Source organism: Sporichthyaceae bacterium, from assembly GCA_036493475.1.
In the GTDB taxonomy this organism is placed as follows: domain Bacteria; phylum Actinomycetota; class Actinomycetes; order Sporichthyales; family Sporichthyaceae; genus DASQPJ01.
Genome location: DASXPS010000011.1, coordinates 1 through 20,327, shown reverse-complemented (window position 1 = coordinate 20,327; position 20,327 = coordinate 1). Strand labels below are relative to the sequence as shown.

The 20,327-nt window shown below is 70.4% G+C and carries 20 protein-coding genes; 7 read left to right on the top strand and 13 right to left on the bottom strand.

All coding sequences use genetic code 11. The features are described from left to right. Positions 1-50: 50 nt before the first annotated feature. Together VGJ14_00985 and VGJ14_00980 are read right to left on the bottom strand one after the other, a co-directional pair. A complete protein-coding gene (locus VGJ14_00985) occupies positions 51-677 on the bottom strand; it encodes a TetR family transcriptional regulator (protein HEY2830970.1) in 627 nt (208 codons plus the stop codon). A 19-nt stretch (positions 678-696) separates the two neighbouring features. Next, a complete protein-coding gene (locus VGJ14_00980; GenBank protein ID HEY2830969.1) occupies positions 697-2,295 on the bottom strand; it encodes a PEP-utilizing enzyme in 1,599 nt (532 codons plus the stop codon). A 410-nt stretch (positions 2,296-2,705) separates the two neighbouring features. Between VGJ14_00980 and VGJ14_00975 the strand changes: the two genes are divergently transcribed. Both VGJ14_00975 and VGJ14_00970 read left to right on the top strand, forming a co-directional pair. Continuing rightward, a complete protein-coding gene (locus VGJ14_00975; GenBank protein ID HEY2830968.1) occupies positions 2,706-3,038 on the top strand; it encodes a hypothetical protein in 333 nt (110 codons plus the stop codon). A gap of 379 nt (positions 3,039-3,417) precedes the next feature. After that, positions 3,418-3,672 carry a Smr/MutS family protein gene (locus tag VGJ14_00970; protein ID HEY2830967.1) on the top strand — a complete coding sequence of 85 codons (255 nt, stop codon included), beginning with the start codon at positions 3,418-3,420 and terminating at the stop codon, positions 3,670-3,672. Here VGJ14_00970 and VGJ14_00965 read toward each other — a convergent pair. The 3 genes from VGJ14_00965 to VGJ14_00955 are packed head-to-tail and all read right to left on the bottom strand — an operon-like array spanning position 3,654 to position 7,752. Then, positions 3,654-5,156 (bottom strand): ABC transporter substrate-binding protein, encoded by a 1,503-nt coding sequence (locus VGJ14_00965; GenBank protein HEY2830966.1) that lies wholly within the window; start codon positions 5,154-5,156, stop codon positions 3,654-3,656. The two genes, VGJ14_00970 and VGJ14_00965, sit on opposite strands and share 19 nt — an antisense overlap. Position 5,157: 1 nt before the next feature. Further along, positions 5,158-6,165: a hypothetical protein gene (locus VGJ14_00960; protein ID HEY2830965.1), complete on the bottom strand. Its 1,008-nt coding sequence runs from the start codon at positions 6,163-6,165 to the stop codon at positions 5,158-5,160. Positions 6,166-6,174: 9 nt separating this feature from the next. After that, positions 6,175-7,752: a PEP-utilizing enzyme gene (locus tag VGJ14_00955; GenBank protein HEY2830964.1), complete on the bottom strand. Its 1,578-nt coding sequence runs from the start codon at positions 7,750-7,752 to the stop codon at positions 6,175-6,177. Positions 7,753-7,827: 75 nt separating this feature from the next. On the opposite strand from VGJ14_00955, the gene VGJ14_00950 reads away from it, so the two are divergent. Together VGJ14_00950 and VGJ14_00945 are read left to right on the top strand one after the other, a co-directional pair. Then, on the top strand, positions 7,828-8,409 hold the full coding sequence (locus VGJ14_00950; GenBank protein HEY2830963.1) for a TetR/AcrR family transcriptional regulator: 582 nt from the start codon (positions 7,828-7,830) through the stop codon (positions 8,407-8,409). 52 nt (positions 8,410-8,461) lie between these two features. Continuing rightward, complete coding sequence (locus VGJ14_00945; GenBank protein ID HEY2830962.1) at positions 8,462-9,988, top strand: AMP-binding protein; 1,527 nt, start codon at positions 8,462-8,464, stop codon at positions 9,986-9,988. Here the strand turns inward: VGJ14_00945 and VGJ14_00940 are convergent. Continuing rightward, positions 9,969-11,003, bottom strand: a complete 1,035-nt coding sequence (locus VGJ14_00940) for a nitronate monooxygenase (protein ID HEY2830961.1) — start codon at positions 11,001-11,003, stop codon at positions 9,969-9,971. The genes VGJ14_00945 and VGJ14_00940 overlap by 20 nt on opposite strands. Beyond that, on the bottom strand, positions 11,000-12,100 hold the full coding sequence (locus VGJ14_00935; protein ID HEY2830960.1) for a hypothetical protein: 1,101 nt from the start codon (positions 12,098-12,100) through the stop codon (positions 11,000-11,002). The genes VGJ14_00940 and VGJ14_00935 overlap by 4 nt, the downstream gene beginning before the upstream one ends. A gap of 170 nt (positions 12,101-12,270) precedes the next feature. On the opposite strand from VGJ14_00935, the gene VGJ14_00930 reads away from it, so the two are divergent. After that, positions 12,271-13,044: a hypothetical protein gene (locus VGJ14_00930; protein ID HEY2830959.1), complete on the top strand. Its 774-nt coding sequence runs from the start codon at positions 12,271-12,273 to the stop codon at positions 13,042-13,044. Here VGJ14_00930 and VGJ14_00925 read toward each other — a convergent pair. From VGJ14_00925 to VGJ14_00900, 6 genes are read right to left on the bottom strand one after another with little or no spacing between them, the layout of a single operon-like run. Then, positions 12,959-13,201: a hypothetical protein gene (locus tag VGJ14_00925; GenBank protein HEY2830958.1), complete on the bottom strand. Its 243-nt coding sequence runs from the start codon at positions 13,199-13,201 to the stop codon at positions 12,959-12,961. The two genes, VGJ14_00930 and VGJ14_00925, sit on opposite strands and share 86 nt — an antisense overlap. Continuing rightward, positions 13,198-14,193, bottom strand: coding sequence for an NAD(P)/FAD-dependent oxidoreductase (locus VGJ14_00920; protein HEY2830957.1), 996 nt, complete (start codon positions 14,191-14,193; stop codon positions 13,198-13,200). The genes VGJ14_00925 and VGJ14_00920 overlap by 4 nt, the downstream gene beginning before the upstream one ends. 22 nt (positions 14,194-14,215) lie before the next feature. Further along, on the bottom strand, positions 14,216-15,394 hold the full coding sequence (locus VGJ14_00915; GenBank protein HEY2830956.1) for a cytochrome P450: 1,179 nt from the start codon (positions 15,392-15,394) through the stop codon (positions 14,216-14,218). Next, a complete protein-coding gene (locus tag VGJ14_00910; protein ID HEY2830955.1) occupies positions 15,394-16,707 on the bottom strand; it encodes an NAD(P)-binding protein in 1,314 nt (437 codons plus the stop codon). The genes VGJ14_00915 and VGJ14_00910 overlap by 1 nt, the downstream gene beginning before the upstream one ends. After that, positions 16,704-17,894 (bottom strand): cytochrome P450, encoded by a 1,191-nt coding sequence (locus VGJ14_00905; GenBank protein ID HEY2830954.1) that lies wholly within the window; start codon positions 17,892-17,894, stop codon positions 16,704-16,706. The genes VGJ14_00910 and VGJ14_00905 overlap by 4 nt, the downstream gene beginning before the upstream one ends. Next, entirely contained in the window at positions 17,891-18,991 is a 1,101-nt protein-coding gene (locus VGJ14_00900) for a homogentisate 1,2-dioxygenase (protein ID HEY2830953.1), read from the bottom strand. The genes VGJ14_00905 and VGJ14_00900 overlap by 4 nt, the downstream gene beginning before the upstream one ends. Before the next feature lie 66 nt (positions 18,992-19,057). Here VGJ14_00900 and VGJ14_00895 point away from each other — a divergent pair, with 66 nt between their 5' ends. Together VGJ14_00895 and VGJ14_00890 are read left to right on the top strand one after the other, a co-directional pair. Then, positions 19,058-19,552, top strand: coding sequence for a pyridoxamine 5'-phosphate oxidase family protein (locus VGJ14_00895; protein ID HEY2830952.1), 495 nt, complete (start codon positions 19,058-19,060; stop codon positions 19,550-19,552). Beyond that, positions 19,549-20,327: CaiB/BaiF CoA-transferase family protein (locus VGJ14_00890; protein ID HEY2830951.1), on the top strand; the 779-nt coding region annotated here is incomplete at its 3' end. The genes VGJ14_00895 and VGJ14_00890, both read left to right, overlap by 4 nt.

Sequence of the window (20,327 nt, the reverse complement as noted above, 5' to 3'; positions counted from 1 at the left end):
CATCCCGGTTGGTCCCCGGCAGCCGGCGAATTGTCTCCCTTGACCCGAACTCAGCTCGGATTCCTCGGTCGATAGCCCCCGAGCAGACGGCGCAACGCGGAGGAGAAATGCCCCGCGGCGGAGTCCCGGACGAAGTGCTCCCGCACCCGGCCGAGCGGGGTACCGGCGTCGATCTCCTCCAACGCCCGGTAGGCCTCGTGCAGGCGTTGTCCGGTACCGGGCATGGACGCGCCGATGGTGAACTGGCCCAGCGCGATCATCGCCTCGACGGCGTCCTGCGGGGCGAGGCCGGCGGACAGCAGCCGCGCCACCACGGCCTCGCCGTGCGCGCGGAAGTTGGGCCCGGCCACCGGGAGCTGCGCGATGATCTCGGCGATTGCGGGCGAGGCGACCAGCAGCTCGCGCATGGCGAGGTAGAACTCGACGATCGCCGCGTGCGGGTCGCCGTCCATCAGGGGCAGCGGGATCTCCCCCAACGCCGCGTCGGCGAGCAGTTCCAGCACCTCCTCCTTGCCCGCCACGTGGCGATACAGCGCCCGCGGCGTGCAGTCCAGCGCCCGGGCCAGACTGCGCATGGAGACCGCGGCCAGGCCGTCGGCGTCGGCGATGCGCCGAGCCTCGGCGACGATCGCGTCCAGCCGCAGGAAGCTGCGATAGCCGCGGGCCTCGGCGGTCACCCGATGTCCTGACGCAGCGTCACAACGCGGGTTCCAGCACGGTGACCCTGCCCGCGCCCCCGTCGACCCGGAGCAGGTCGCCGGTGCGCAGCACCGCGGTGCCGTTGCCGGTGCCGATCACGCAGGGCAGGCCCATCTCCCTGGCCACGATCGCGCCGTGCGAGGAGATCGACCCCACGTCGATGACCACGCCGGCGGCGAGGTGGAAGGCCGAGGCCCAGGACGGGTCGGTGGTGTGGCAGACCAGGATCTCGTCGGGTTCCAGTTCGTCGCATTGCTCGGCGTTGGACAGCACCCGGGCCCTGCCCTCGATCACACCGTGCGCGGCGGCGGTGCCGGTGACCGAGTCGGCGCGGGCGTCGGTGTCGGTCACCACCGGGATCGGCTCGGGTTGCCCGGCCCAATGATCGGGCAGGTCAAATTTTTCATAGGCGCTACGCAGCGCCCGTCGGGCGGCCACCACATCGCGAACGTCGGCAGGCACGTCGCCGCGCAGTTCGTCGATGGACAGGTAGAACACGTCGTCCTCGGCGTCGATGACCCCGGCGGCCACCAGCTCGCGTCCTCGGGCGCGTGCCGCCACCCGGCTGCCGTCGAATCCTCTGGCCAGCGCGGCCTTCCCCTCTTCCCGCATCGGGATGAAGGTGCGCGCCAGGCGCAGCAGCAGGTGCGCGACCGGCCGTTTCGCGCGGGGCAACGCGGCCAGCAATTCAGCCTCCGCGGCCTCACGCACCGCGGCCCGTTGCCGGGCCTGCGCGACGGGGTCGGGCCGTTGCGCGCCGCGGTATTTGGCGACCAGCCGTTCGATGAGTTCCGGGGCCTCGCGCCAGCTGGGCCGGGAAAGTTCGATCTCGCCGGCGCAGCGAAAGCCATACTCGGCAAGGAATTCCGCCATCGTGGCCTCGCCATGCGCGACCTTGTCCAGGGTGGCGACCAGTTGCAGTTCGGCCATTCGCCCATAGCCGGTGGCCAGCTGCAGATGCAGGCCCGGCCGCTCGACGCTCGCGGCGAGCTTGCCCAACGCGTCGAACACGCCCTGTGCCACGAAGCAGACCACCATGTGGACCCGCATCACCTCCTCGAGGTGCTCCAGCGCGTCGCGCAGTTGTACCGCGCCGGGCCGGGCGGCACCGGGCGGTGAGGTGGCGAACCGCCACCAGTGATCGGTGCGTTCGGCGGTGGCGTGAAAGCGGCGGCGCAGTCGGGCTGTGGTCACCGCTGCCTTGACGGCGATCACCGGGTGGCGGCGGCGGGAGCGCGGGGCGTCCCGCACCCGCGCGGAGGCGAAGTACTGCTCCTCGAACGAGGCGCCGGAGTTGCCGGGGATGAGCTCACTCATCCGCCGGAAGTAGCTGATGCCCGCGGTGTAGCGGCCGTAGAACACCGCCGAGCACGGCGGCTTGCGTGCGGCCTCCGCGTCGATGCGGTTGGTGGCCACCACCCCGATGTCGGCAAACGACCCGGCCACCGCGCGGTCGCACAGCGGCAGCCACAGGCTGGCCGCCAGCGGGCTCATCACCCCCGGGTAGTTTTCCCGGGTGTTCACCGTCGACCAGACATCGTCCGGCCCGGAGGCGCAGTGCATGGGGTTCGGGGTGTGCAGGTCCAACTCGGTCACGGCGACCTCCCGCGGCACAATGTATACGGTGTGTACATCAGGCGACAACCGTTCTGCCGCAACGAAAAGCGGTGGGGTGCGCAACCGCACCCCACCGCTTTCTCGGTTCCGATCAGCCGCCGGTGGCGGGGAGCCGCTTACTGCCCTCGGCTCGGGATGGCGCCGCGTGCTGTGCCGAGGCTCTCGGATGCGCGGCCGCCCGCGGATGCGCCGCGTGCTGCGGTTGAGCCGGAGCTTGCGGACGAGCGACGGCTTGCGTATGCACTGGCTCCTGCGGGGCCGCCGCGGGTTGCGGACGAGCTGGAGCTTGCGGGTGAGCGGGAGCCTGCGGGGCGGCCGCAGCCCGCGGATGGACCGGCGCCTGCGGATGGACCGGCGCCTGCGGGTGAGCCGGCGCCTGCGGCTGTCCCATGGCGCGGACAGGTTGGTCGGGTTTCGCGACCGCGGGGCCGGCCTGCGCCTGCGCGGGCGCGGCCGGCGCGGCAGCCGGCTGCGCGGGCCGATGGGTCGTCGAGGCGGGGGCGCGCGAATGTGCCGACGCCGCCGCGACCTTGCTGTCGTGCTCCGCGGTCACCGGGCGGGCTTCGGGCGCGGCAGCGCGCGTCGACGCGGGCGCGGTGGACGAATGGTCGTTGACTGCCGGGTGGCCGGCTGCGCGCACCGGGTCCGCCGCCGGACGCGCCGCGGGCTTCTCCACCGAGGCCGCGGGCCGGTGCGCAGCGCGCGGGGCGTCAGCGCGATGAACCGGTGCGGCCGCCTCTGGGATCGGTCCGCAGTTGGCGTCGAGCATCGGGCCCTGCCGCAGGCATCCGGTCCCCGCGGTGGGGCTACTGGTGGCCGCCTGGGCGCGCTGCGCCCCACCTGCGATCAGCATCATCGTGGCGACCGCAGAAGCCGCAGCAACCATGGCCGCTCGGCGAGCGTGACATCTCATCCCTGACCCCCGTCTTCGTTGCGAACGTGTTCATGGACGGCGGCGCACTCCCTTGGCCGCGGCCCACCAACAATCCTGACCCCTATCGGCGGTCAACTCACGTTGCAACACGTGTGTCACACAGGTTTATTTAAATCACTTCAGTCACATAGTCCCTCGCCGGCCCGTTCAGGGACCAGGCTGGGGGCATGAAGCTCAAGCTCGACCTGCACGACATCTACAACCGCGGCGTGGACATCGACCGCGCGCTGCGCGCGATCATCGACGAGGCCGTGGCCAAGAAGGCGCCGCTGGTCGAGATCATCCCCGGCAAGGGCAGCGGTGCGCTGAAGAAGCGGGTGCTGCGGTTCCTGGATCAGAAAGAGATCAAGGCGCTGTATCACCGGGTGGAGAAGGACTCCGACAACTTCGGCCGGGTTTTCGTTCACTTCCGCTGGAAGTGACCGTCGGCGTCGAAGCAGACCGGTTTGCTGCCGTTGACCGCACCGAAGCCGTGCTCGTCCAGCCGCAACCCGTAGTAGCAGTCGATCGCCTTGGCCGGGGCGCCCCTGGTGAAGGTGGCGCCGGGGCTCAGCCCGTCCAACGTCTCGTTCTTCAGCTGCCACAGGCCGTCGAGGACCAGTTGGGTGGTGATGGCGCCGCCCCGGGCCCGGGCGGAGACCTTGGCCAGCGCGGCCTCGAGCAGCTTGCCCGCCGCCCAGCCGAGCAGCGTCTGCTGATCCTCCGGGGCGGACGGGGCGTAGCGCGCCGTGGCGACATGGAAGGACTGGATGCCGGGCGTGTCCGTGGTGGTGTACGGCACCACGCCGCTGCCCAGGAAGGTCTGATTGCGCCGCAGGCCGGCGTCGGCGGAGGCGGCCGCGGACAGGCCGATGGCGCCCATGGAGATCGTCGGGAAGTAGTTCAGCGACGCGCAGGAGCGGACGGCCCGGATGCTGGCCGATCCGTCCAGGCCGAGGAACAGCGTGTTGACCCCGGCGGCCTTCATCAGCTGACACTCGGAGGTGTAGTCCGGCTGGGTCAGCGACACCGCCTGGATCGGACCGAGCGCGGCGCCCGCCCGCTGCGCGCTGTGCGGGTAGTTGTTCTTCAACCCGGTGCAGATCGACGCCTCGACGCAGTAGAACAGCCCGGCCTTGCGCGGGCCCCGAGCCTGCTTGGCGGCCTCGATCACGCCCCCGTCGTAGGAGGTGAGCGGGGCGCCACCGGTCGGGAACAGGTAGGGGCTGTGCACCCAGTCCTCGGCGGTGACGTCGCCGCCGACCACCGGCACCTTGTCCCGCTCGGCCGCGGTGCGCAGCGCGGCGATCGCGATCGGCACACCGGCACCGACCATCGCGACCGCGCCGCGGTCATGGATCATCGAGTTCCAGTTCGCGGTGACCCGGGCCGGATCTGACGCATCGTCAAGTTGAATGAGCTGCACCGGGTGGCACTGCAGGCCGCCGCGGGCGTTGATGTCCTTCGCCCAGACCGCCAACCCGCCGCGCAGCCCGCCGATGGTGGCGCCCACGAGGCCGGAGGTGGCCAGCGTCTGCCCGAGCACCACCGGGGACAACTGCTGCGGGCATGCCGTGGCACCGGCTGTTGTCCCGGTGCTCGGCGCGGTGATTGTGCCCGGGGTCGGCGCGTCGCCGCCTTTGTCGGCCACAGAGGCAGCACTGAGCGGCGCGGTGATTGCCGGTGCGCCGGCGACCGGCGGGACCACCGCACCCGACACGGGTGTGACCGCCTCGGCCGCGACCTTCGCTGCCGCGAGGTCGGCCGCAGCCTGGATCTCCCGCTGCACGTCCGGTGCCGCATACCCGTTGCCGACCGCCACGATGGCCGCGTGATCGGCGCGTGAGCCGCCGCACCCGGCGAGCAGCGCCACGGACAGCACGGCAGCGATCAGCACCCGGCCGGCGGACATGCTGCGAGGCGCCACGTCAGTTCCCGCTCAGATCCTCGATCCGGCGGCTGCGCTCGCACAGGCCGTAGCCCTCCTCGCCGTCCCAGCGGCAGCGCACGATCGCCTCGTTGATGACCTTGATCCGCGGGTCGCTGCGGTCGACGCCGAACACGATCTCGTTGGGTTCGACCAGCGTCATGGTCTTGGCGTTGATGACCTCGACCTCGATCGTGGTCTCGCGGCCGCCGTCGTCGATGCGGACGGTCATCGAGCGCGGGTCCGACAGCGCTGTCTCCAGTGTCGGCATGTCGATCGGCGTGACCTCGCGCAGCTTGCCGTCCTCGGAGATGAAGGCGCGATTGAGGGCGACGTTGTCGTCGTTGGTCCACATCCGCAGGGCGGCGAAGGCCCGGCCGCTGCCGAATTCGGCGTGCACCCACGACCCGCGACGGAAGTGAGCGAAGTTGCGCGGGCCGTGGCTGTGGTCACGCATGCCGGTGCCGGTGATCTCCCATGTCTCCTCCCCGCAGCGCAGCCGTCCGGCGATGCGCCCGGCCTGTTCGTAGTGGGTGAGCGCCCAGGACTGCCCGGACATGTCGGTGGCGCCGAGGTCCCACATGGGCGTCATCGCGTCAAAGCGGTACTCGAAGGAGACCGGCACGACCTCGCCGTCGGGAACCAGGCCGGCGGCCAGCGAAGCGAGGTTCGTCGGACGGGCCATTGCGTCCGCGCTGATCGTCCAAGTGAGCAGCGGGTCTTCGCAGCGGAAACTCAACGTCCCGTTGCTCGGCCCGGACACACCCGGCAACTGCGGACCGCGGCCGTAGGTCTTGCTGACCAGCAGGCTGCGGTCGCGGAGGAACACGGTGAGCAGCGCGCGCCACATCGTCGGGTCATGCGGGGTGCGACCCAGGTGGGTCCAGATGCCGACCTCGTGCCGCGGGTCGTAGCACTGGAAGAAATAGTTCTCGCTCCACAGCTCGACGTCGCCGGGGATGACGTGGGTGTAGTCCTCGACCGGGTCGACGTCGTACGGGTTGTCCATCGCTGCTCCTCAGATCCGGGTGACGGTGCCGGCGGCGCCGTCCAGGCGCACCCGGTCGCCGGTGCGCAGGACCCGGCTGCCGACCCGGGTGTTGATGACACAGGGAAGGCCCATTTCGCGAGCGACGATCGCGCCGTGGGACAGCGGACCGCCCACGTCGATCGCCAGGCCGGCGGCGACCACGAAAGCCACCGACCAACTGGGGTCGGTCAGTGGGCAGACCAAGATCTCCCCGGGCTCCAGGGCATCCAGCTCGTCCGCTGCGCAGATCACGCGCACCGGGCCCTCGACAATGCCGGGGCTCACCGCAAACCCGGAGAGCGCGGCCGCAGCATCTGACGGCTCATCAGTGCTCGGCAGCGGCTGGGGGCGTCCGGTCCAGGCGTCGGGCAGCCGGCACGTCCGGTACTCCTCGTACCGGGCTCGTCGTTCCGCCACCAACTCCGCCGCGTCTGGCGGCAGTGCCTCGGTCAGCTCGTCCATGGTCAGGAAGAACACGTCGGCGGGGTCCTTGAGCACCCCGTGGTGCTGCAGGCTCGCGCCGAGGTTGCGCGCGGCGAGCCGGGCACCGTCGATGGCGTGCAGGAAGGTGGAGCGGCCGGTTTCCCGCAGCGGCACGAAGTGCCGAACGATGCCCAGCAGCAGCCGCGCCCCGGGGCGGCGGGCGGCGGGCAGTGCGGCCATCAGGATGCGCTCGGCCTCGCCCGCTTCGACAGCGCGCCGGCGCTGCACCGCGGCGGGCGCGGCGTCGGCAGGCATGCCCCGGAACCGTTCTGTCATCGCGCGCAGCGGCCGGTCGTCCTCCCGCCAGGGATGCGCGGACAGCTCGCCCTCGTCGGGTCCGTGGTAGCCGTGCTGCGCGACGAACGCAGCGAGGTCGCCGCCGCCGTGCGCGATCTCCCACAGCTGGTTCAGCCACGCCGTCTCGTGCACCGACTGCCCGGTGACCAGGCGCAGCTCGAGGCCGGGTTGGCCGGCCTTGGTCGCCAACGCCGCGAGTTGGGTGAAGAAGGCGGGGGTCAGCATCGTGCCGATGGTGTGCGGCACCATCACCCGGGTGTACAGGTCGGCGGCCTCGCGCAGCACGGCACGGGCTCGGTCCGGGTCGCTCAGCTGGGGGTCCGTCACGACCCGCCGCCACCAGGTGTCGGCCTCGGCCTCCAGCGCGAGCAGGCGACGCTTCACGCTGAACGCGGCCCGCGGGGTCTTCGTCGCGACGAACGGGTAGCGGCTGCGCATGGGCGCGGAACTGACGCCGGGTCGGACGGTGCCGAAGAACTCGCGTTCCAGCGCATCCCCGGATTGACCGGGGCTGCGGTCGGCCATCGCCCGGAACTGGTCGAGGTTGATGGCCGCTCGACCGTAGAAGACGCCGATGAATCGCTGGTCCGGGTCTGCGGGCCAGGTGATCTCCGAGCGGCGCAGCACACCGAGTTCGGCGAACGCGGTACGCACGCTGCGCTCGGAGGTCGGCGCGTAGAACGTCCAGGTCAGTGGGGTGATGACGCCGGGCAGCGCCTCGGCGGCATTGACCCGCGTCCAGAACGTCGTGGGTCCGCCATGGGTGTCGATCGGGTCGCCGACCATGATGCTGCACGTTATACAAATATTGTAGATTGTGTAAGCCCCTCGACGCGTCTGGTTCCGATAGGCTGCGCCGCGATGACCACCGTCGAACTGGCCACCGAACGCGGCCGCATCTTCAAGGCCGCCGTGGCCTGCTTCGCGCGCTATGGACTGCGCCGCACCACCATGGACGACGTCGCCACGGCCGCGGGGGTCTCCCGCAAGACGGTCTACAACTACTTCACCAACAAGAGCGTGCTCATCGCCGAGGTGATCTTCGACGAGGCCCGCCGGGTCAACGCGCGCGCCCGACGCGGACTGGACCTCGACCTTCCGTCCGCGGAACTGGTGGTGGCCGCGGAACTCGCCCTGCTGGCCTCGGCCCGCAAGTCCGACTACATCGAGATCCTGCTCAACCCGGCCGACTTCGGTACCGCGGCCGAGGTGATCGAGGAGTCGGCGCGGGTGGCCGAGGTACAGCGCGAGTACTGGGACCCGATCCTGGACCGGATCGCCGAGCGGGGGGATCTCCCCGCCGACCACGACCGCGCCGAGGCGGTGTTTTGGCTGACCTTCGTCCACGTCGCGCTGTGCGCCCGGCCCCGGGGCGGGGACCGCGAACAGGTCCGCCGGATGCTGACGCGCTACGTGGCGACCGGGGTGCTCTCCCCCGCTTAATGCCCGGACGACCACTTCCCGGTTCAACCGAACATTGTTAGATTCAGGCACCGTGTCCGAGCACTTCGTCACCGATGTCGTCGCGCATCACGCGCTGCGCCGTCCGGACGCGGCGGCGGTCGAGGACCTCGCCACCGGCGAATCGCTGAGCTGGCGAGGCTTCGAGGGCACGGTCGCGGCGTACGCCGGGGTGTTGGGCGACGACTTCGGGGTCGGGCACGGGGACCGGGTCGCGGTGCTCGCGCTGAACACGATCGAGATGCTCGCGCTCCAATTCGCGTGCATGCGTCTCGGCGCGATCTTCGTCCCGCTCAACTTCCGGCTCGCGCAGCCGGAGCTCGAGTTCTTCTGCATCGACTCCGAGCCGAAGGTGCTGTTGCACGACGCGACGTGGGCCGAGACTGCCCACAAGGTTGCGGCGGGCGCCGGGGTTCCCCGCGTCTCGTCATGGGGCGTCGCCGACGCCGCGCACGATCTCCGGAAGGCGGCCGAGCAGGCCACGCCGCGACGAGCCGAGCCACTCGCCCGGTACGACGACGTCGTCTCGATCCTCTACACCTCCGGCACGACCGGGCGGCCCAAGGGCGCGCTCTGCACGCACCGGACCATGCACTACAACGCCCTGAACTCGATCGAGCCCTACGGGCTGACGCCGGACTGCCGGTACCTCGCGGTGCTGCCGTTCTTCCACGCCGCCGGGCTGAACAGCATCACCCACCCGCTGCTCTCGCTGGGCGGCTCGCTGCTGATCGCGCCCGGCTTCGATCCCGCTCAGGTGGTGGACCTCCTGGCTGACCAGAACAGGGGCATCTCCCAGTTCTCCGGCGCCCCGGTGATGTACCAGGTGATGGCGACGGTGCCCGCGTTCGAGGGCGCCCGCTTCGTCCATCTGAAACACGGTCAGGTCGGCGGCGGTTTCCTCAACTACGAGGTGACCAAGGCATTCCACGACCGTGGCATCGGCCTCTCCCCCGGCTACGGCTCGACCGAGATGGGCCCGATCGTCTCGGTGGTAAGGCCCGCCGATGCCATGCGCAAGTTCGGATCCTGCGGCGCGCCCGTCCAGTACACGCACGTCCGCGTCGTCGGCGAGGACGGACAGGACGTCGCACGCGGGGAGACCGGCGAGGTCTGGGCGCATGGCCCGGCGATCACCCCGGGCTACTGGCGCCGCGACACCGACGAGGACTCCGCGTTTGCCGGGGAATGGTTCCGCACCGGGGACGCCGTGGTGCAGGACGAGGAGGGCTTCCTCACCATCGTCGACCGGTACAAGGACATGTACAAATCCGGTGGGGAGTGCGTGTTCCCCGCCGAGATCGAGCGGATCCTGCACGAGCATCCCGACATCGCCGACGCAGCCGTCGTCCCGATCCCCGACCAGCGATGGGGCGAGGTGGGGCGGGCCCTGCTGGTGCCGCGCGCGGGTGCCGCGCTCGACCCGGAAGCGGTTGCCCGGCACTGCCGGGAGCGGCTCGCCGGTTACAAGGTGCCGGCGGAGTTCCTGGTCATCGCCCCGTTCGCGCGCAACGTCACCGGCAAGATCCCGAAGGCCGAGCTCAGGGCGCGCTACGGCTGATCCGCCCGTCGGCCGCCGCGGCGAGCAGTTCGTCGGCCTCGGTGACGACGCGGTCGATCACCTCGGCCACCGAGGGTAGGTCGTGGATGGCGGCGGCCACCTGACCGGCGACCAGGATGCCGTTCTGCACGTCGCCCTCGCGCTGGGAGACGCGGATCTGCTCCTCCTCCCAGACGATGAACTCCTCCGGTGTCATCGTCGGGCGCAGCTTTTCCATGTGCCGCTGGCCCGCGTTGCGCAGCCCGCGGATCGGGGCGTAGACGCCGGGGAAGACCACGTCGTCCCACTCCGGCGCGTCCACGATGCGCTGCTTGTAGTTCTCGTGCCACTCGTGGTCGCGAGTCGCGATGAAGCGGGTGCCCATGGCCACCGCGGCACCGCCCATGGCCAGCGCCGCCGCCAGACCCCGGCCGTCGCAGATCCCGCCCGCCACGATCACCGGGATGTCCAGCGCCGCGATCACCTGCGGCGCGAGCACCATCGTGTGCACGCCCTGTACGTGGGTATGCCCGCCCATCTCGTACCCGGCAGCGATCACCACGTCCACGCCGCTGTCCGCGGCCTTGCGGGCGTGGGTCAGCGAGCCGACCTTATGCATGTGCACCAGCCCGGAGTCCCGGATGCCCGCCCCGAGTTCGCCGGCGAACCCGGCCGAGGTGACCAGCCAGGTCAGTTGATCGCCGGCCTTGCCGCCGTCGCGCTTGATCCGGATGGCCTCGTCGATGCAGAGGCGACTGACCGGCAACAGCTCGCCGGAGGCGATCCGGCCCACCGGCACGTTCACCCCGAACGGCTTGTCCGTGCTCGCCGCCACCTTCTCCGCGGCCGCGCGCAGGTTCTCCCGTAGGAACGTCTCGGAGGTGTTCACGATGCTCGGGCTGCTCAACGTGCCCATTCCGCCGGCCTCGGACACCGCCGCGGCCAGCGCGGTGCACGGCTGCGGGCCCATGCCGTCCTGCATCACCGGGTACTCGACGCCCACCAGGTCCTGCAGCCGTCGCCATGCTGCTGTCATCGACCGCTCTCGTCCCGGCCGCTCGCGGCCGCCTTGGGGTGTGCCATGGGATGGCGGGTCTCTGGTGTCGCCTCACGAATCTGTTCGACCGCTCGAAGATAGGCGTCGATCAGAGCGTCCTCGGCGTCATAGTCGAACCGGCCCGGATAGAGCGGGTAGGCCTCCGCGGTGACCGGGTTCGCCTTGAGCCACTCGACGGCTTCGACGAGTGCCGCCGCGGCCGGCACCACCTGCCGATAGCCGAGCTCGCGCTTGGCCTTGGCGTTGTCCAGCATCATGTGTGGCCGGCCGGTCGGCGGCAGCAGTTCGATCAGCGCGGAGCCCGCGATCTCGGCGGGGATCCCGATGAACTCCAGGTCGCCACCCAGGATCCCGGCCACGGTCTCGGCCCACTGACGGACGGTGAACTGGTCGTCATCGGCGACGTTGTAGGCCTGCCCGTTGGCGATGTCGGGCTGCTCGACGATGTGCAGCACCACCTCGGCGGCGTTGCGGGCCGCGCAGCGGGAAATGATCCACAGGCCGTTGTCGGGCAGGATCATCCGGGTGCGGCCGTCGAGTACCCGGCGGATCACCGACCACTCCCAGGGCACCAGGTTGCGCGGCCCGTAGATGGCCGGGTACCGGACCACGGTGCCGCGGTAGGCGCCGGCGGAGGCGCGCTCGAGCACTGCTCGCTCGGCCGCCCGGATCAGCCCGGAGATCTTGGGCACGTACTCGGCGTCGTCGGACAGCGGGCCGTCCTCCCGGGCGTTCACCGCCATCCCGTACGGACGCACGGTTTCCGGTTGCAGGCAACCGCGATACGCGGGCACTCCACCGATGCTCACCAGTTGGCCGCAGCGACCGGCGAACACCTCGGCGATGGTCGCCACCCGGCCGTACATCGCGACCACCACGTCGAATTCGCGGTCCGCGATCGCCTCCTGCAGGGACTCGGCGAAGTGGGGGTCAGCGTGCAGATGCTCCACCTCGGGCAGCTCCGCCGGCTCGTGCACGCCGCGGTGCAGCATCACCACCTCGTGGCCGCGCTCGAGCAGGCCGGTCAGCACCGGCAGCCCACTGGCGCCGCTGCCGCCGATGACCAACGCCCTCATTTGATGCCGGCCCCACCGTCGACCGGCAGCGTGGCAGCGGTGATCAGTGCAACCTTGCCTGCCGGCCTTCCGGTCACTGCCACTCCTTCGTGATAGCGACGGTGAGGGTCAATAACCTAACATCGTTTGTTACGGCCGCCCCAGCCGATTTCGACCCCGAGGTGAGGCCCGTGCCGACCAACTCGTTGAGCCAGCGGATCTGTGTGTGGTCCGGTCCGCTGATGGCGGTGACACTGCTCACCGCGTTCCTCATCATGGGTTTCCTGCCGCCGCCGGATCCGCGGCTGAGCGGCGAGCAGATCGTCGCGCTGTTCGCCCACGATCAGCAGCGCATCCAGGTGGGCGGGATCGTGATGATCCTCGGCTCGGCCCTGCTGTTCCCCTGGGTCTCGGTGATCACCGTGCAATTGCGCCGGATCGAGGGCGAGCACGCCCCGATGGCCACCACCCAACTGGCCTCCGGCGCGCTCGGGGCTTTTCTCTTCCTCACCCCGATGATCGCCGTGCAGGCGATGGCGTTCCAGCCCGACCGGCTCGCCCCCCAGGTCGCCTCGACGATGTACTACTTCGTGTGGCTGTTCTTCGTCGGCACCCCGGTGTTCGCCGTGGTGCAGAACGCCGCGATCGCGATCGCGATCCTCACCGACACCCGTAGCGAGCCCGTTTTCCCGCGCTGGGCGGGCTATTTCAACCTCTGGATCGCCGTGCTGTTCACGCCGGGCATCATCACGTACTTCTTCGACTCGGGTCCGTTCGCCTGGCGCGGCATCTTCCCGTGGTGGATCCCGTTGAGCTTCTTCGGCGTCTGGTTCGCCGTGATGACCACGCTGCTGCTGAAGGCCATCAACCAGCAGACCGCTATGCCTGACGCAGAATCACCTTCGCGGCCAGCTGTCCCGGAATACCGGACACCGACGGCCCCGGGTGCGTCCCTGCACCAGTGATGAACAGCCCCGGCACCGGGGTGCGGTAACCGCCGAACCCACGGGCCGGGCGCAGTCCGCCGGTCCGGAACGGGGACATGTCCACGTGGTAGACGTTGCCCTCGGGCACGTTGGTCCGCGCGGTGATGTCCGGCCAGGCCTCGGCCGTCCGGGTCACGGTGTGCTCCTTGATGCCGCTGTAGTACTCGCCGAGACGCTCCACGAGAGCATCGGCGACCGGCTCGCGCAGGCCGTCCCAGCCCTCCGGTGGGTAGTGCGGTGTCCAACCGCTCCACACCGACAGCACGTCGCCGCCCGCGGGTGCACAGCCCGGGTCCGTGGCCGAGGCGATGATGTTGACCATCGGCAACGGGTGCGGCACCCGGCCGCTGCGCGCATTACTGATCGCGTCGCAGATGTCCTCCAGCGGCCGCCGTGCTCGCGCAGGTCCGCGGCCAGGGCGTCGACGAGGGCACCCAGGCCGCCCACCGGGCGGCTCATGCCAGCCCGACTGATCAGCGGCAGCACCATCAGGTTCACGCCGGAGCCGTCGGTGCTCACCGGCGATCCGAAGTTGGCGAGCATGGCGAAGGTGCCGCGGACCACCGGGTGCTCGAACCGCTCGCGCAGCGCCTGCGCCGCGGAGCCGATGAGCAGTCCGATCAGCGGACCGAAGGACTTCGGGTGCCGACCGGCCGCCTTCAACACGGCGGCGAGCGCGCTGCGGTCCGGCCGGGTGGGATTGGTCAGCATCATCGGCAGCATCGCGTCGGCGACGTGGTCGAGTTCGCGCATCAGGTCCAGGAAGGCGCGTTCATCGCGGGCGGAGAACCGGCGGATCTCCGCGGCCGTACGCCGCGGGTCGCGCCAGTAGGCCAACGACTCGCCCGACGGGCCGAGCGCGACGTAGCAGGGGTCGACCGCCACCTCTGTGTAGCCGTGCCGGGCGAGTTCCAGGTCACGGCCGATAGTGGACAGCCGCAGCGCGATGACGTCGAACGCGCACGGGTTGGCGTAGTACCCCGGCGCGCCGGGGATCGGCGCGGTGGTCGTGCAGCCGCCGATGGCGTCGGCGGCCTCGACGACCAGAACGTCCCGGCCGGCCCGGGCCAGGTAGCAGGCGGCGACCAACCCGTTGTGGCCGGCGCCGACCACGATCACATCCGGCACAGGTGATCCTCCTGATGGCACGTCAGATCTGGTCGAAGAGCAGCGGGACCCGGTTGGGATAGTTCGCGATGCCCGGCGCCCAGCGCAACTGCGCCGGGTCGACGTCCAGGCGCAGGTTGGTGATCCGGGCGAGCAACTCCTCCATCGCGATCGCGATCTGCACCCGGGCCAGGTGCATGCCGATGCAACGGTGCACGCCCAACCCGAAGCCCGCGGTACCGGCCCGAGGTGGGTCGAACTGCAACTGATCGGCGTTGGAGAATTTCGCGTCGTCCCGGTTGGCCGAATCGAACCGGATCAGCAACCGCTCGCCCTGCTTGATCGGACAGCCGCCGATCTCGGTGTCCTTCATCGCGGTGCGACCGAACGTGCCGACCGGGGAGGTGAGCCGGATGAACTCGTCCATGTCGTTGCGCACCCAACGAGGGTTGCGCACCCGCTCCTCCAACTCCGGCTGCTGCGCGATGTGCAGGCAGACGGTGCCGATCGCGGAACGGGAGGTGTCCAAACCGCCGAGGAAGATGACCGCGATCGCGCCCATCGCCTCGTCCTCGGACAGCGGGGCGCCGTTGAGCTCGCCGGTGACCAACGCCCGGAGCACGCCATCCTCGGCCGGCGGGTTGTCGATGGCGGCGGCGAGGTATTCCGCGGAGAGCACGGCGAGGTCGAAGAAGGCTTCCTCGGTGGCCTCCTCGGCGACCCGGATCACCACCTTCTTGGCCCGCTCCATCGCGGACATGTCGGTCTCGTCGAACACCATCCGGGCGAGGATGCGCGCCACGTACGGGCCCGCGTACTCACCGAGCACCTCGACAGAACCGTTGTCGATCCAGGACTCGATGAGCGCCACCGCGGTGGCCCGCATGAACGGCTCGAAGCGCAGCGCGAACTGCCGGGTGAAGACCGGGTTGAGCAGCCGGCGGAACTCGGTGTGCTCGGGCGGGTCGTGGTCGAGTGGACCGAGCCGGATCGGCGCCGGCGTCGGCGAACCGCCGACCGAGGAGAAGGTCTCCGGATCCTCCAACACCCGGCGCACATCCTCGTACCGAGTGATCATCGTCATCGGTCCGGTCGACGGCGGGTCGAGGTGAACCACCGGGCAGTGCGCGCGCGCGTGGGCGAACGCGTCGTACTTCCACCCGGTGTGCTCCGGGTCGAACGGGTCGTAGCCGGCCAGCAGGGCAGCGATGTCCTCGGCCATCACACCCGACTCCCTGCGGTCACCGGGATGGTGCGCCGGACCTCCTCGACGGCCAGGCGCGCGGACTCCACGCAGCCGCTCTGCCCGGCACCGAGCCGGGTCCGTGCCCCGTCGCCGACGTTCCACAGGTTGGCGATCGGGGTAGCCTGCGGCTCGTCCTTCCCGGCGATCGCTCGCTGCGCGGGCCAGTCCTGCCCGGCGCAGACCTCGACCGAGAGTTCCCGCGCGGTGTCGAAGCCGGGGAAGTGCTCGCGCAGGTCCGCGCGCAGCAGCGCCAGTTCTGCCTCGAGGTCGAACTCCCCGGTGGCCGGCTTCGGTGCGCACGCGCCGGCGTAGAGGTGCCAACCCGGCGGTGCCATCTCCGGGCAGGGCCCGGTCACCTCGGCGGCGTAGGCCAGCCGCTGGGTGGTGGAGAAGAAGAACAGCCCGTCGATCGGCCCGAGCCGGGTGCGGCTGGCGAAGTTGATCGTGATCAGGGCGCCCGGCTGGGACCAGGCCTTGAGTCGGTCGAGGTATCCCTCCGGCAGCGCTTCCGGCGGGCACATCGCGGCGGTGGCCAACGGGCCGGCGTTGCTGACGGCCAGTCGGATTCGCACGTCGACGACGGCGCCGCCACCGGCGCCCGAGCGCCGGATCCGGGCCCCGTCGACCCGGCCGTCGGCGCCGACGCTGAGGGATTCGACGCCGCTGCTGAGCCAGAGCGTGCCACCGCGCGAGACGAAGTCAGCGGCGACCACCCGCCAGGGACCGATCGAGCCCTCCGGGTGCCAGGCGTACGGCGACATGCCGCCGGACTTGGTCATGTAGTCGAAGAACAGCGCGAGTTCGACGTCGGAGGGTTCCGCGGCGTACAGCGCGGAGGTCAGGTTGCGGGCCAGGCTGCGCACCGCGGGCTTGGCCTTGCGCCGGTCCAGCCAGTCGGCGACCGTCGGGCCGGGGCGGGGCTTCTTGCCGGTCCGCCGGGAGAACGCCCCCACGCCGGCCAGCAGGGCCTGCACCAGCTTCCCGGTCGGGCCGCTCATCAACGCCACGTCCTTGCGGGGCAGCCGCAGCACCACCGGCCGCTTCGGCGCGCGCAGTCCCGGGTCGACGCCGAGGTCGGCGAACAGCAGCCCGTTCTCGCCACCGGTCTCGGTGACCAACGCGCCGGTGTTCACCCGGAAGCCGTCGATCTCGATCGTGGAGGCGCGCCCGCCGACCCGGTCGCACCGCTCCACCAGCAGGGTCCGGTAGCCGGCCGCCTGCAGCCGGCCGGCCGCCGCCATCCCGCCGGCGCCGGCGCCGATGACGAGCGCGTCGAACTGCTCGGTCATGACGCGACCCGATCGAAGAGCAGCGGCACCGCGTGCGGGCAGTTCGCGATCCCCGGCGCCCAGGTGATCTCCGCCGCCGGTACCGCGAGGCGCAGGTTGGTGATCCGGGCGAGCAGTTCCTCCATGGCGACCGCCATCTGGACCCGGGCCAGGTGCATGCCGATGCACCGGTGGATTCCCAGCCCGAAGCCGGCGGTGCCGGTGCGCGGCGGGTCGAACTGCAACGCCTCGCCGTTGGGGAACTTCGCCTCGTCGCGGTTGGCCGAGTCGAAGCGCAGCAACAGGTGCTCGCCGTGCTTGACCGGGCACCCGCCGACCTCGGTGTCCCTGGTCGCGATCCGGCCGAGCGAGGCCACCGGGGAGAGCAGGCGCACGAACTCGTCCATGTCGTTGCGGATCCAGCGCGGGTCCCGCACCCGGGCCTCGAGTTCGGGCTGCTGCGCCATCAGCCAGCAGATGCCGGCGATCGCCGAGCGGGAGGTGTCCAGGCCGCCGAGGAAGGTCGAGGCGATCGCGCCCAGCGCCTGGTCCTCGGTCATCGGCTTGTCGTCGAGGAACTCGCCGGTGACCAGCGCGCGCAGCATGCCCTCGCGCTCCGGCGGGTTGTCGATGGCGTTGGCCAGGTACTCGGCGGAGAGCACCGCGAGGTCGAAGAAGCCCTCGTCGTCGGGGTGCTCGGCGACCCGCATCACGACCCGGGTGGCCCGATCCATCTTCGCCATGTCCGTCTCGTCGAGCACCATGCGCGCGAGGATCCGGGCGACGAACGGGCTGGCGAACTCGCCGAGCATGTCGACCTCACCCTTGTCGATCCAGGTGTCGATCAACTCGCGGGCGTGGGCGCGCATGTCCGGCTCGAACTGCAGCGCGAACTGCCGGGTGAAGACCGGGTTCAGTAGTCGGCGGAAGGCGGTGTGCTCCGGCGGGTCGGCGTCCAGCGCGCCCAACTTGAGCGGGGCCGGGATCGGCGGGGCGCCGGCGGAGGAGAAGGTCTCCGGGTCCTCGAGGACCGCCCGGACGTCGGCGTAGCGGGTGACGATGGTGCGCGGACCGGTCGAGGGCGGGCTGCCGTGGATGATCGGGCTGTGCTCGCGGGCCCATGCGAAACCCTCGTACTTCCATTCCTCGTGGGCCTCGTCGAACATGTCGAAGGTGGGCAGCAGTGACGCCCAGTCACGTTCGGTCATGCCTGTCCCTGCAACACCGGGTCGAGCTTCAGCGGCCGCGCCGCCTCGACCATAATGATCTCCCATTCGATGCGGGGATGCTCCTCCCACTCGCGGCGGGCCTTGACCCGGGCCCGGTCCGGGAAGCCGTGGTGGATGCCCTGCGGGTCGTGGCTGATCAGGCCCGGCACCAGCGGTCGGCCCAATGATTTCCCACCATGGATGAGCGCGATCTCGTCGTAGTCGGCGTTGCGGTGAAACCACGGGATGCGCTCGACGCCGGCCACGGTCTCGAACGGCCGGGGCAGCAGGTTGATGATGTTGACGCCGTCGGCCACCAGGAAGACGTGCATCGACGGCGGCAGGTGCAGGCTGTCGGACATGATCACGTTCCAGTCGCGGATGTTGAACGCGAACGGGAAGTAGTCGCCCTTCCATCCCTCGACATCGCACGGGTGATGGTCGACGAAGATCGCCGAGTACTCGCCGTCGTAGCGGACCTGGATCTCGTACTCGGCAGCGTCCGAGGTGACCGGTGCCGGCTCGGGTACCCGGATCACGTCGGGGTCGAACGGGGCGTGCCGGCCCAGGCCGACGAAGGTCGGGGCGCGCAACTCCCCCACCGTCTCGATGCCGAACAGGAAGGTCTCGCCCGCCTCGACCACGAACCGGTGGGTGATCGCCTTGGGAATGACCAGGTAATCGCCCGGCCCGTAGGCGATCGGACCGAACTCCGTCTCCACCGTGCCGGAACCGCGGTGCACGAACCAACACTCGTCGCCGTCCACGTTGCGCCGGAAGAACGGCATCGGCTCGGCCCGCCGGGACAGCCAGGTGGTGACGTCGGCGTTGTAGTGCAAGCGCTGCGCGGATCCGCGGGGATCGGTGAGGTCAGTGGGCTTGAGGTCGCTCAGCAACGCCGTGGTGGACCGGAAACGGCCCTCGGTGCGGAACACCGTCGGATCGTTGGCGCGGTAGAGCACGGCCTCGCGGCCGTCGAACCCGCCGCGGGTCAGCTCGTCGTCCTTGAGCGGGGATCCGTCCGGCGCCGGACCGGGCAGATCGCGGTGCGCCTGCTTGCTCGTCCGGCCCTTGCTGAATTGGATGAGCGACCGCATGAAGGGACGCTAGCACCGTCGACCCATGTATTCCATCGCTGTTCGGTTTCGCCCTACAGTGGATCGGTGAGCGACTCCCGGACCGAGATCTCCTCGTTGCGCGACGCCTCGGGTTACCGACTCAGCGAGGAGCGGCAGGCCCAACTCCTCGAGCGCGAGATCGAGTGCGTGTTCGGATGGACCAACCTCGACGGCCACCCGATCGGCATCACCCAGGCGTTCGTCTACCGGGACGGCGTGTTCTGGATGTGCACCGAGCGCTCACGGGCCCGGGCCCGCGCCATCGAACGTGACCCGCGCAGCTGCGTCACGGTCTTCACCGCACGCAAGTCCCGGACGATGTCGTTCAAGGGGACCAGCGAAATCCTCGACGACCGCGAGACCGTGCTGTGGTTCCTTCGCGAGATCGCCCGGCGTTACGACCCGGAGGATCCACAGGCGCAGGAAGCCCACATCGCCGCGGCGGACCATCCGGGGCGGGCGGTCATCAAGTTCACCCCGGAGACGATCACGAACGCCTTCGACGGCGGACTCGCGCGACGACGGACGGGCACATCATGAAGCCGGCCGAGGGGGCCACCGCGGGCCCGCTGCACGGCGTCCGGGTGCTCGACCTCAGCGCGCTTGGTCCCGGCCCGTTCTGCTCGATGCTGCTGGCGGACTTCGGCGCCGATGTGCTGTCCGTCGAACGACCCACGACGCTGCCCCTCGACCCCGCCGCGTACCTGTCCCGCGGCAAGCGCTCGGCGATCGTCGACCTCCGGACAACCCGGGGACCGGAAGTCATCGCGCGACTGGCGGACCACGCCGACGTCCTGCTCGAGAGCAACCGCCCCGGCACGCTCGAACGGCGCGGCCTCGGTCCCGACGTGCTCTGCGCACGCAACCCACGCCTCATTTACGCGCGCCTGACCGGGTGGGGCCAAGACGGTCCGTACGCCGAGCGCGCCGGACACGACATCAACTACATCGCGATCGCCGGCTCGCTCGGGGTCGTCGGCGACGAGACGCCGGTGCCGCCGCTCGCGATGGTCGGCGACCTCGCCGGCGGCTCGCTGGTGACCGCGTTCGGCATCGTCGCCGCCCTGTTCGAGCGAACCGTCACCGGACGCGGGCAGGTCATCGACTCCGCGATCGTCGACGGAGCGGCCTTGCTCAACAGCACCTGGCTGGCCGAAGTCAACGCGGGCATCTGGGCCGGCCGCGGCAAGCATCTGCTCTCGGGCGCCTCACCGTTCTATGGTGTCTACCAGTGCGCGGACGGCGGATACTTCGCGGTCGGCGCGATCGAGGACAAGTTCTACGCGGCATTCCTCGCCGCGTTGGGCCTCGACGA